Source organism: Nostoc sp. NMS8 (assembly GCF_017115045.1).
In the GTDB taxonomy this organism is placed as follows: Bacteria; Cyanobacteriota; Cyanobacteriia; order Cyanobacteriales; family Nostocaceae; genus Nostoc.
Map to the genome: position 1 here is coordinate 40,728 of NZ_JABXKK010000102.1, position 11,960 is coordinate 52,687.

Annotated in this window: 10 protein-coding genes; 3 read left to right on the forward strand and 7 right to left on the reverse strand. The window is 40.6% G+C overall.

Features of this window, described 5'->3' with window-relative positions; genetic code table 11:
- Nucleotides 1–201: 201 nt before the first annotated feature.
- Entirely contained in the window at nucleotides 202–333 is a 132-nt protein-coding gene (psaM, locus tag HWQ39_RS26225; RefSeq protein ID WP_073641916.1) for a photosystem I reaction center subunit XII, read from the reverse strand.
- A gap of 157 nt (nucleotides 334–490) precedes the next feature.
- Between psaM and HWQ39_RS26230 the strand changes: the two genes are divergently transcribed.
- Nucleotides 491–1,753: an FGGY-family carbohydrate kinase gene (locus HWQ39_RS26230; RefSeq protein ID WP_292851707.1), complete on the forward strand. Its 1,263-nt coding sequence runs from the start codon at nucleotides 491–493 to the stop codon at nucleotides 1,751–1,753.
- 162 nt (nucleotides 1,754–1,915) lie between these two features.
- On the opposite strand, the gene HWQ39_RS26235 is transcribed toward HWQ39_RS26230, so the two are convergent.
- Both HWQ39_RS26235 and HWQ39_RS26240 read right to left on the reverse strand, forming a co-directional pair.
- Nucleotides 1,916–3,154, reverse strand: a complete 1,239-nt coding sequence (locus tag HWQ39_RS26235) for a restriction endonuclease (protein ID WP_292851710.1) — start codon at nucleotides 3,152–3,154, stop codon at nucleotides 1,916–1,918.
- A 208-nt stretch (nucleotides 3,155–3,362) separates the two neighbouring features.
- A complete protein-coding gene (locus HWQ39_RS26240) occupies nucleotides 3,363–3,704 on the reverse strand; it encodes a hypothetical protein (RefSeq protein WP_292851713.1) in 342 nt (113 codons plus the stop codon).
- Nucleotides 3,705–4,045: 341 nt separating this feature from the next.
- Here HWQ39_RS26240 and HWQ39_RS26245 point away from each other — a divergent pair, with 341 nt between their 5' ends.
- Nucleotides 4,046–4,786, forward strand: a complete 741-nt coding sequence (locus HWQ39_RS26245) for a dienelactone hydrolase family protein (protein WP_292851733.1) — start codon at nucleotides 4,046–4,048, stop codon at nucleotides 4,784–4,786.
- A 26-nt stretch (nucleotides 4,787–4,812) separates the two neighbouring features.
- On the opposite strand, the gene HWQ39_RS26250 is transcribed toward HWQ39_RS26245, so the two are convergent.
- Genes HWQ39_RS26250 through HWQ39_RS26265 form a run of 4 tightly spaced genes read right to left on the reverse strand, consistent with a single transcriptional unit; the run spans nucleotide 4,813 to nucleotide 8,709 of the window.
- Nucleotides 4,813–5,772, reverse strand: a complete 960-nt coding sequence (locus HWQ39_RS26250; protein WP_292851716.1) for an N-acetylglucosamine kinase — start codon at nucleotides 5,770–5,772, stop codon at nucleotides 4,813–4,815.
- Nucleotides 5,773–5,786: 14 nt separating this feature from the next.
- Nucleotides 5,787–7,058, reverse strand: a complete 1,272-nt coding sequence (locus HWQ39_RS26255) for an MFS transporter (protein WP_292851719.1) — start codon at nucleotides 7,056–7,058, stop codon at nucleotides 5,787–5,789.
- A 30-nt stretch (nucleotides 7,059–7,088) separates the two neighbouring features.
- Entirely contained in the window at nucleotides 7,089–8,351 is a 1,263-nt protein-coding gene (locus HWQ39_RS26260) for a glutathionylspermidine synthase family protein (protein WP_292851722.1), read from the reverse strand.
- Nucleotides 8,352–8,358: 7 nt separating this feature from the next.
- Entirely contained in the window at nucleotides 8,359–8,709 is a 351-nt protein-coding gene (locus tag HWQ39_RS26265; protein WP_292851725.1) for a hypothetical protein, read from the reverse strand.
- Between the two features lie 186 nt (nucleotides 8,710–8,895).
- Between HWQ39_RS26265 and HWQ39_RS26270 the strand changes: the two genes are divergently transcribed.
- The gene (locus HWQ39_RS26270) at nucleotides 8,896–11,880 is read left to right on the forward strand and encodes a valine--tRNA ligase (protein ID WP_292851727.1); all 2,985 of its coding nucleotides are present in this window, start codon (nucleotides 8,896–8,898) and stop codon (nucleotides 11,878–11,880) included.
- Nucleotides 11,881–11,960 lie beyond the last annotated feature (80 nt).

The window sequence follows — 11,960 nt, forward strand, 5'->3', positions numbered from 1 at the left end:
TAGCACTCCTGAATGCTTGATTTAGCTGTCATATTACTTCATTTTTTTGAAATAGCTACAAGTGTCGCACTAGTTAAAAAATAACCTGGCTTACGTAAGTGCAAGGTTTCTAGCCACTTGTGGCATAAAACCACAAGTTTCTGGAAATTGCACCCCGTACTGCCAGGATTATTAGCTTTTTAACTGTGTCACATCGGAGCGTTATTTGTAAAGTTCTGTGGCTAATCGCCAAGCAAGAACTCCTGGAATCAGCGCCACAACTAGAGCGATGTAGACTTGAGTATCTGAGAGAGAAGACACCTGAGCAATGTACAGAGTATCTAAGATAGGCATGGCTAAAAACCTCCTAACCTGAATAGATTTTGAACAGTTCGTTTACTACTTTTCCTTGTTTTGCCAAGATTGTGGAATATCTTGTTACAAGATGCAACAAAAGCAGTTATTAGTCAGTAGTCCTTATTTATTCTCCATTAAAAAAATTTATAAAAATATGAATTTATATTTGGGTATTGACTTCGGCACATCTGGCGCGCGCGGCGTGGTGATTGACGAGGAAGCTTCTTATATTCAGGCTAAAGTGCGATATCCTTTCCAGGACTCACTAGCCGCCGTTACGCCAAAAATTTGGCAGGAGGCATTGTTTGCGTTGGTGGAACAAATACCTGACCAATTGCGGCGAGAAATTAAAGCGATCGCAATCAATGGGACTTCTTCCACTGTCTTGCTAGTCGATGTTGTTGGCAATCCTGTAGATGCACCACTTTTGTACAACGATACGCGGGGATCATCTGTCCTAAAGCATTTGAGGAATATCGCACCCCCCAATCATACCGTGTTGAGTGCCACCTCTAGCCTAGCCAAACTTTTGTGGATGAGGCAACAACCCTCTTTTAGTAAAGCTAGATATTTCCTGCATCAAGCAGATTGGCTGGCGTTTCTCCTACATGGACAGTTGGGGGTTAGCGATTACCATAATGCTTTAAAGCTGGGTTATGACGTGGAAGAGTTGAAATACCCAGAATGGCTAGAATTGTTACAAATATCGATTCAGCTACCCAAAGTTTTATCACCTGGTACTCCCATTGGAGAATTGCGTCCTGAGATTGCGGATAAGTTCGGTTTCCACCGTGATTGTCTGGTGTGTGCTGGTACAACTGATAGTATTGCCGCTTTTCTCGCCAGTGGGGCAAAATTACCAGGTGAAGGCGTAACTTCTCTTGGTTCAACGTTGGTACTAAAGTTGTTAAGTCATACCCGTGTAGAAGATGCCAGATATGGGATTTACAGCCATCGATTGGGTGATTTATGGCTGACTGGGGGTGCTTCTAATACTGGGGGTGCAGTACTAAAGAAATTTTTCACAAACGTTGAGTTAGAAAGCCTTAGCCGGGAGATTGATGCTTCAATTGCCAGCGAGTTAGATTATTATCCATTGTTGAAGGTAGGCGATCGCTTTCCGATTAACGATCCCAATCTACCCCCACGTTTGGAACCACGCCCAGAGAATCCAGTGGAATTTCTGCATGGGTTGTTAGAAAGCATTGCCCGCATAGAAGCACGAGGGTATGAATTATTACAGACAATGGGAGCAGACAAATTGAGCCGTGTTTATACTGCTGGTGGTGGTGCAGCAAATCATACTTGGACTGCAATTAGAGCGCGTAATTTGCAGATTCCTGTAGTAGCGTCAGTTTACACAGAAGCAGCTTACGGTACAGCGCTGTTGGCGATGGGAGAGAGAAAAAGGGGTTAATCAACACCGCATCTTTTAGTAGATATCTTCTAAATCAGTATCTATCCCAGTGACAATCCATATATCTCGGACGATACTTGGATGATTAGATACCGGACTATAGATTCCAGGTTCATCATCTGGGCAGCTATTCGGGGATGGGTGCTTCGCAGCAAGCGAATGTCATCTGTCCCCTTTTCTAATTATTGGTGTGGATTCTAAAGGGATTACGAGAAAAAGGTTTTTTAAGAAAGTTTGATCTGCACGATCGAGATTATCATCTAGGGAAAAGGTGAGGCTGCGGACTCGGATTTTATCACTTTTAATATCTAGTGGCTGTGTCAAGTCTTTGGGGTATATCAAAAAGGCTTGCTCGCATTTTGTTGTATTGGCGTAGCTGATCATTTGATGAATATCTATATATCCTGCCAGTTCTAGGGCTTTATACTTTGTATCCAAAACTGCTATTGTTTTGCCAGTAGCAGTATTACACAGTAATATATCTATACTGAAATACCGATTTGGACTAATTTCTATTGGATGTTGCTGTTTGAAAAAATAGCCTTGTGGCGTGTTTTTCTTAAGCCATTCGGCAACAAAAAGCTCATATAAATGTGCCATATCGACGAGAAATGGTAAGGTTTTGTAATTTCCCCTCTCATGACTTGGACTACTATTTTCTAAAAAGAATCGACATAAATTATGTAATAGTTCATAGTCGGGATTGAGGCGATTGTACTGTCTGGCGATACAATCTTCTGCACTACAAGGTTGCAGCGTTACTAATCCTTGTAGAGCGTGATAAGCTTTTCGTATTGTTGGTGATACTCTTTCTGAACATAAACTGCTACGACCAATGATATAAAGTGTCCATGCTAAAATTTGATTTTCTTTAATATCAGCCGTATGTTCTTCGTAATCGCATTTCAGTTTAACATCCCACGGCTTTTGAATTATGTGTTGCACATCTAGCCTTCCCCGCACATAAGAAAGCTGCTGTGTTTTAGGCAAATAAGTACGATATAATCCTTTGCGACACCGTTCTAAAACTTTATCGGCTAAGATATGAGCCAGATTATTATAAAAATTCTCTAGAGATTCACAATCCATTAGCCCTTCGAGAAAGCGAAAACCTTTTAAATTGTAGGCATATTCCAGCATTCCGAAGAGGTTTTTGATAGGCACTTTCGGATTTATTTTTATATGCAATTCAGGAGTGACCGGAATGTAACCTACCCATCCTTTAGCTTTGAGTTTCCAATGTTGTCTCGTCGTATAGCTAGGAAATTCTATATCTAGTTGTGTTTTGTATTTTTCATATAACTCGACTGCGGCTGAATCGGGTATTTCATTACGCTGAAATGATTTATTTTCGTATTCTGTAAATTCAATAATTCTTGGTTCTACTGGGTTTATATGCATAGTTTATTCTTGATTCCATCCCAGCGAAACTTATCTACTTTTTCTAGCTGGTTAAAAAAGTACTCTTCTAAATATGGCTCAATTTCCATACGCCATATATCTTCTATGTCTTCCTTTAATTTATCTGTTAGGAAAAATGAAATACTAATTTCGTAGTTTTTATCTGCGATCGCCTGATTTAATTGCTGTAAAATGTTAATTAATTCCTCTACTGCAAAACCTCTTTTAATTCTATATATAATAATGAAAATATATCTAAGTACTTATGTAAACTTATTTTGTAAGGAGATACTAATATAGCAATATCTATGTCAATTAATTTATCCGATGTTATTTCATAAAAATTATTGGCAGCAATTTCACATGGTATCTGTTGATATAGTAAGTAGCAAAAATTCATAAAAGGTTGCTTGACTGTGTTTTGAAAATCTTTATGTTCTTGAGAACTATAAATATTATTATCCTTGCCCTTATGCTTATTTTTATATTGTTTAACTACTTCAAAGGGATTACAAGAAAAAATTGTTTTTAAATTTTGATTATTATCCATAAAAAATCCCAATATTAAAAATAAAAATTTTTACTAGTTTATCTCACTAGTAATTTCATCGTACTGAGTTTAATAAATAAAATGCTATCGTACAAACACGTAAAGATATGATACGTGGTTGCTTAGTAGTTAAAAGCGGGCAAGACGCTCACCCTATAAAATTGAATAATTTATTTGTTGAAAGTCCTTTACTGTAGATGTAGCTTTTACTGAGTGTATTAAGGCGATCGCAACAAACTTTCACTGGTAAAATAACGCCAAATTGTGGGTCGAAAGTAACCGGATGCTGCGGCGCTATGGTGTAGAAGCTAATGACAGCAAGCGTAACACGGGGACAAAAAGTGCAAATCACTAAGCGCAACGTTGAGTTAAGAGTAGATGGCAGCTTAATGCGTGTTTATGTAGCGGCTCCCAAAGCAGCAGGTAAATACCCTGGTATTGTGTTCTATAGTGATATTTATCAGTTAGGTGATGCAATGATTCGTCTAGCTAACTACTTAGCAGGATACGGCTATGTAGTAGCAGCCCCAGAAATTTTTCACCGAATAGAGCCTGTTGGTTTAGTAATTGAACCAGACGATCTGGGAAGGATGCGGGGAAATGACGATGCGCGTCGAACCTCTGTAGCTGATTATGATGCCGATTGCCTTGCTGTGATTGAATTTCTGAAAACAGAGAGTGCGGTTTCTCCAAATCAAATAGGCACTCTTGGCTTTTGTATTGGTGGACATTTAGCATTCCGCGCCGCATTTCAAAGCGAAATTCGGGCTGCCGTTTGCTGTTACCCGACTGGGATTCCTAGTGGTAAACTGGGTAAAGAGGTAGCCGATACAATCCAGAGGGTAAATGAAATTCAAGGCGAGATGCTAATGGTATTTGGTACTCTTGATCCTCATATACCAGATAGCGATCGCAAAACCATAATAAAAGCAATTGAGAATGCTAACATTTCTCACCAAGTTTTCTTGTATGAAGCAGAGCATACATTTATGCGCGACGACGGTTATCGTTATGATTCTAGTGCTACCACCGCAGCTTGGTCTGAAATAGTAACTTTTTTGGGGCGTATATTTGCAGACTGAAAACTTATATTATTGCTTTCTTCGCGTCAATTTTGAGTTGTCTGTAACGCTAACAAACTAGCACCATAAGCAGGCTCATATCTCGGAAAAATCACATTTACATTAGGAAACTTCTTAACAAGAGACGCTACAAATCTTTCATGGATATTGCATCTACCGCGCCACACACTTCCTGTTGTGACGACTTCTAAAGCCGAGTCAGCAGTAAAAATTGTATCAATTACTGTAGATGTAGCTTTTACTAACTCTTTTACAGCATCATCAATTATGATATTCGCTACTATATCATCTGATGCGGCTGCAAAATCTACAACTGGTGCTAAAGCAGCTATCTGTTTAACTCCCCATTCTCGGCGATATATTACTTCTATTAAATCTTCTATATTTTTTAAGTCAAGGTGCTGTTTGAAAGCCTCTACTAAACTCGTTGACATTTCCCATCCATCATAAGATTTGAATGCTGCGTTCATGCCTGCGATCGCAATTTTATAGGCACTACCTTCATCTCCTAAAATATACCCCCAGCCGCCGACTCGCTTCGTATCTCCCTGATGATTTCGTCCAAAAACTATCGAGCCAGTACCGGCTGCAACTACAATTCCTACAGGCTGACCAATTCCACCAACTAAAGCAATTAAAGCATCGTTACAAATTACAATATTCGCTAGCTGTAATGCCCAGTTAATGGGCAGAGATTTGTTATTCTGCAACTCATCAACTAAATCTTTTACTACTTCTATATCTGCTGCACGACCTACACCAGCTAAACCCAGACATATTGCATCAATATTCACAATATTTGTAATGGTTGCTGCTTCAACCGCATTATAAATTGCTGATTGAATAGATTGTAAAGTTGCTTCGATACCTATAGTTTGATAATTAGATGGCCCTGCTTCACCACGACCTAGCACTTGACGCGAATCATCCATCAAGATACAAACAGTCTTGCTACCACCGCCATCTATTCCCAAAACATGACTCATGAACTGTAATAATGCTAATTATTTTGACGCTTTGCTTCTTCTTTTAAAGGTATAAAAAAGAGAGCAATCATCCCAGGAATGGTCAGCAAACAAACCAAGATAAAAAATAATGGATAGCCAAAAGTTTTTTGTAGATAACCGCTAATTAAACCTGGTAACATCATTCCTAAAGCCATAAAGCCAGTGGAGATAGCAAAATGAGAAGTTTTATATTCACCTTTGCAGATATACATTAAATAAACACTAAAAGCTGTAAATCCAAAACCATACCCAAATTGCTCCAAAGAAACCAACGGATACACTAATGTTAGCGAAGGCTTGGTGTAAGCCATATACACATAAAATACATCAGGTAAATTCAAAGCTAAAGCCATAGGAAACAAACACTTTTTTAATCCATATTTTGAAATTAACAAACCTCCTAAAATTCCTCCACAGATTAGGGATATTACCCCAAATGTTCCGTAAACTAACCCCACATCTGATGTTGATAGCCCTAAACCACCTACTTCTGGTTTATCCAATAAAAATAAAGAGGCTATTTTCACAAGCATTGCTTCGCCAAGTCTGTAAAGTAAGATAAATGCCAAAATATTGATAATTTTATCCTGAGCAAAATATGAGCTAATGATTGCCCAAAAAGGTATATTTTCCCTAGCTTGTATTTGTCGTTGGTTGTCTGATTCGGGTAAGGGTAAAATTAGGCGATGGTAAATAAACAAAATTGCTAAAATTAAAGCTGAGAAGCCAATGGCTATAGTCCAGCTTAAAGGAATATTATTGAGAGATACTTCAAGCTGACCTGCTAAGACTACTAATATTCCAGAACCAAAAATGACAGCCATTCTATAAAATAGTGAGCGAATGCCGACAAAAAAGGCTTGTTGTTCTGGAGATAAAGCCAGCAGATAGAAGCCGTCTGTAGCAATGTCATAAGTTGCAGAAATAAATGCTCCTATTGTTAATGTTGCGAGGGAGATGAAAAAGAAATTTGGCAGTTGTAAGGAGAATGCTATCAAACCCAAACAGCAGAACATGGCAAATTGGGTATAAAGTATCCATTTGCGTTTGCTAGAGTAAATATCGACAATTGGGCCCCAAAACATTTTGATGACCCAAGGTAGATAGAGAAAACTTGTCCAAAGGGCAATTTGGGCGTTATCGATTCCGAGTTTTTTGTAAAAGATTACGGAAACTGTGTTGATGATGACGTAAGGTATGCCGGAGGTGAAATATAGGGTGGGTATGTATGTCCAGGGCGAAGGGGTGGTGGTTTGAGGTTTCATGTTTGCCTCTAATTATCGATGCTATTAAAATTAGCATCCAATAGGACACCAATAGGATAAGTTATCTGTAATTTCCCCTTCAGAAAGACGCATTCCTACACCTCCAGATATAAACTTGTCATTACCATTGTTATATAGCCATGCTCCCCAAACCTGAGTCATTGACTTACCATCAATTTCTAGTTTAGGAAACTCTAGTAACTCTTGATACACATAATTTTGTTGTGTATACCAAGGGTCATTATTACTACCACGCGCAGAGATATTTCCTGAGTTAACTGCAAATCCTCCTTCACCTTCTCTTCCTAAAATAGGTTTAGCAAAGTATGAATTACCTATTCCTGTTGCACTCAGTGATGTTTTAGGAAAATATTCCCAAACTGTCCCAGCATCTTTCTCAGCAAAAAAGTCATATCCCAAATCTGTAATTAGGGCAAATACACTCTTTGGTTGTAGTGCAAAGGCAGAACCAAAGTTCACAATCACAATTTTATTCTCAAAAATTAGTTGTTCTAGAGCCGGCCATAATCTTTCACCTTTTTCATCAGTATCATGGATTAACCATTCCACTGGATACCACATAAAGAGGATATCTATTGGTTTTTTTGTTCTCTGGTCAAATAGATATTCACCATCTTTTATGCCAAGATATTCTAAGGGTAAAATGGCACTTTTGAACTCCAAATTCTTGCTCAACCATCGCATAGTTCCTAAATCTTCGGCATTATTCAAAGCTGTAAATGCCACACGACAGTCTGTAATTGGTTTACCCAAATTTAAGGCGGCTCTATTTATATGCTGATTGAGTGTTCTTTTTAAGATTTTTTGAGCATCTAAATCTGGTTGTTGCAATCCAAAATGTTGGGCAACTTTGTTATTGCCGTCCGTACACTCAAACCAAAAACTAGGAGTTTGGGGATTAGTTTCTACTACTTTTTTTATCCCCGTTTCTAGATTCCAGCACCAGTCAAGACGCATACAAAATGGTGCGAGGAAGTCATATTTAACTAACTTGATGGTATCTTCAGGAAATCCATAGTAAAGTAGTGTATCCTCATCAAGAGTGCGGATAATTCCCCACGCTTGGGTTAAAACACTACCGACTAATTCCGATGCTTGCCGGATTTCTTGTATCGTCTGCGGTAAAACTTGATGGCAATAATAAAGAGCGTAGGGTGTTTCTTGGTCAGTTAGAGGTATACCTGTTCCTTCTTCAATAGGAGCAAAGTTGTACCAACCCATTTTCATGGACTGAAATAGACGCTTTCGTTGAGGACTGTTGAAAATATTCATAACTCTCTTATCCACCCGCATGACCACCGCGACCAAAACTACCAAAACCACTACGACCCTTGGAAGAACTGCTGGAAGTACCGACCTCTGATGAATCACCAAAACTGCTTCTTCTAATGCTACTGCCACCAGAGTAACCACTTGTGCCGCGACTATTGTTACTGCCACCGGAGTAACCGCTTGTGCCGCTACTATTAGTAGATGAGGGTGAACAGTTATTGGGTTGTTGTTTAGGGTTCGGCGAAGTTTTGGAGATGCAATCTGACTGTTTTGCTTCTGGGGTTGTCGCACAAGATGCAAGTAACGATACAGTCATAACGAACACGATGAGTTGAAATAAACCTGGTTTCAATTTCATGAGTCTTTCTGAGCGAATATTACAGATGTCAGCTACGGAATTTACCAAGATAGCTACAAGGGTTAAGAATAGATTTCGCATTTCCAGATTTTTTAAGGGGTACACCCACGATTTCGAGAATTGCTAAACAAACCAGCTTCCAACCCTGTGGCAAAATTTATTAGAGTCCTTCCTTAGTTTTCCCGCATGACCGCAACTATTCCCAATCTCCCCAGTCTTTACGACCCTTTTTCCACTGAAGCCAAGTGGCAAAAATTCTGGGAAGACAACCAAGTTTACAAAGCTGACCCCAACAAAGGCGGCGAACCCTACTGCATCGTCATTCCACCGCCGAATGTCACCGGTAACTTACATATAGGTCACGCTTTTGAAAGTGCGTTGATTGATACCCTCGTGCGCTACCACCGGATGCAGGGGCGCAATACCCTGTGGCTACCCGGAACTGACCACGCCAGCATTGCTGTGCATAGTATGCTGGAAAATCAACTCAAAAAAGAGGGTAAGACTCGCTACGAGTTGGGGCGCGAGAAATTCCTAGAACGCGCTTGGCAATGGAAGGCGGAGTCTGAAGGAACGATTCTTAATCAGCTACGACGCTTAGGTGTCTCGGTGGATTGGTCGCGGGAAAGGTTTACTCTGGATGAGGGTTTATCCAAAGCTGTTGTCGAGGCGTTTACTCGTCTTTACGAGGAAGGCCTAATTTATCGTGGTGAATATTTAGTTAACTGGTGTCCCGCTTCTCAGTCGGCTGTGTCTGATGTGGAAGTGGAAAATCAAGAGGTGAATGGAAATCTCTGGCATTTCCGTTATCCTTTCACCGATGGTTCCGGTTTTGTAGAGGTGGCGACAACTCGACCAGAAACAATGCTGGGCGATACGGCTGTAGCTGTTAATCCCAATGACGATCGCTACAAACATCTCATTGGTAAAACTCTAACTCTGCCAATTCTACAACGAGAAATTCCGATCATTGGCGATGAATATGTTGATCCCACTTTCGGTACGGGTTGCGTAAAGATAACTCCCGCCCATGACCCGAACGATTTTGACATGGGTAAGCGTCACAATCTGCCGTTTATCAACATTATGAACAAAGACGGCACTCTCAACGCCAACGCTGGGGAGTTTCAAGGACAAGACCGCTTTGTTGCTAGAAAAAATGTGGTTTCTCGCTTAGAGGCAGATGGCTTTTTGGTGAAGGTAGAAGATTATAAGCATACCGTTCCCTACAGCGATCGCGGTAAAGTACCTATTGAACCTCTCCTCTCAACTCAGTGGTTCGTCAAAATTCGCCCCTTAGCTGACAACACTCTCGAATTCCTCGACCAGCAAACTTCCCCAGAGTTTGTCCCCCAACGCTGGACAAAAGTCTATCGTGATTGGCTAGTAAAACTCACTGATTGGTGTATCTCTCGGCAATTATGGTGGGGACACCAAATTCCGGCTTGGTACGCTATCAGTGAAACGGGTGGGCAAATTACCGATAACACGCCGTTTGTAGTAGCGAAATCGGAAACTGAAGCTTGGGAGAAAGCCAAATCACAATTTGGTGAAAATGTCAATTTAGAACAAGACCCAGATGTGCTAGATACTTGGTTTTCTTCTGGACTCTGGCCGTTTTCAACTTTAGGCTGGCCAGAACAAACTCAGGATTTAGCAACTTACTACCCGACTACGACTTTGGTGACAGGCTTTGATATCATTTTTTTCTGGGTAGCCAGAATGACTATGATGGCTGGGCATCTTACTGGGCAAATGCCTTTCCAAACAGTTTACATCCACGGCTTGGTGCTGGATGAAAAAGGTCAGAAGATGTCAAAGACCAAAGGTAATGGTATTGATCCGCTGTTATTAATTGACAAATATGGTACTGATGCCCTGCGCTATACCCTAATTAGGGAAGTGGCTGGCGCTGGTCAAGATATCCGCTTAGGATACGATCGCAAAAAGGATGAATCGGCATCGGTAGAGGCATCCCGCAACTTTGCTAACAAGTTGTGGAATGCAGCCCGGTTTGTGATGATGAATTTGGATGGACAAACGCCGCAACAATTGGGGAATCCAGTAGCTAACGAATTGAGCGATCGCTGGATCATCTCGCGGTATCATCAAGTTGTTAAACAAACCACTAATTACATCGATAATTATGGTTTAGGGGAAGCAGCCAAGGGATTGTACGAATTCATCTGGGGTGATTTCTGCGATCAGTATATTGAACTGGTGAAATCCAGATTGCAAGCAGATGCCGACCCAGTATCGCGGCGGGTAGCACAGCAAACTCTTGGTTACGTTCTGGAAGGAATTTTAAAACTGCTTCATCCCTTCATGCCTCATATTACCGAAGAAATTTGGCAGACTCTCACGCAACAATCAGCAGATTCACCTCAAACTTTACCATTGCAACTCTATCCCCAGGTAGATGCAAACTTAATCGATCGAGCTTTAGAAGAACAGTTTGAATTACTGATTGATACTATCCGCACAATTCGGAATTTGCGGGCTGAGGCGGATATTAAGCCAGGGGTAAAAGTAATAGCGAATTTGCAAACTGAAAGCCAGAAAGAGCGGGAAATTCTCACTTCTGGACAGTCTTATATTAAAGATTTGGCGAAGGTTGAGACTTTAACCATTACTGACAAACAAGAAAACCAAACTGTTGCTGCTAAAAAACCTCAAAGGGGTTTGAAGACAATTGGCTTAATTATTGTGGCCATTATCTTTAGTAGATTGGGTTTAGCTGCGGGGTATGCCATTGATGAAATTCCCATCATCGGAACTTTCTTTGAACTAGTTGGTTTTGGTTACACAGCTTGGTTTGTTAGCCAAAATTTCCTAACTGCTCAAGCGAGACTTAGGATATGGAGCCGATTTTTTCCGCAGAGAGAACTAGAACAACCACAAGAACCAGAAAATGCGATCGCAGGTGTAATTGGTACAATACAAGTGCTAATTTCTCTCAGCGGTGTGGTAGATATTGAGGTTGTGCGTGCCAAGCTAGAAAAAAGCTTGAGCAAAGCTGAAGCTGAAGTTCAATCCCTAAGTACCAGATTAAACAATCCTAGTTTCGTAGATAGAGCTAGGGCTGACGTGGTACAGGGCGCGCGGGAAGCCTTAGCAGAAGCACAGAAGCAAGCTGAAATTTTGCGCGTACGCCTTAAGGGGTTGTCGTAGCGATCGCCTGCATGACTTAGGATTATAGGACTTACGCATTGACAGAATAACAAAATAGTGAATTCATAAATAAGGGTCGT

Bases quoted from the DNA above. Each gene is read 5' to 3' on its own strand.
- HWQ39_RS26260 (WP_292851722.1), bottom strand. From the start codon at position 8,351: ATGAATATTTTCAACAGTCCTCAACGAAAGCGTCTATTTCAGTCCATG.
- HWQ39_RS26270 (WP_292851727.1), top strand. From the start codon at position 8,896: ATGACCGCAACTATTCCCAATCTCCCCAGTCTTTACGACCCTTTTTCC.
- HWQ39_RS26265 (WP_292851725.1), bottom strand. From the start codon at position 8,709: ATGAAATTGAAACCAGGTTTATTTCAACTCATCGTGTTCGTTATGACT.
- psaM (WP_073641916.1), bottom strand. From the start codon at position 333: ATGCCTATCTTAGATACTCTGTACATTGCTCAGGTGTCTTCTCTCTCA.
- HWQ39_RS26250 (WP_292851716.1), bottom strand. From the start codon at position 5,772: ATGAGTCATGTTTTGGGAATAGATGGCGGTGGTAGCAAGACTGTTTGT.
- HWQ39_RS26255 (WP_292851719.1), bottom strand. From the start codon at position 7,058: ATGAAACCTCAAACCACCACCCCTTCGCCCTGGACATACATACCCACC.
- HWQ39_RS26230 (WP_292851707.1), top strand. From the start codon at position 491: ATGAATTTATATTTGGGTATTGACTTCGGCACATCTGGCGCGCGCGGC.
- HWQ39_RS26240 (WP_292851713.1), bottom strand. From the start codon at position 3,704: ATGGATAATAATCAAAATTTAAAAACAATTTTTTCTTGTAATCCCTTT.
- HWQ39_RS26235 (WP_292851710.1), bottom strand. From the start codon at position 3,154: ATGCATATAAACCCAGTAGAACCAAGAATTATTGAATTTACAGAATAC.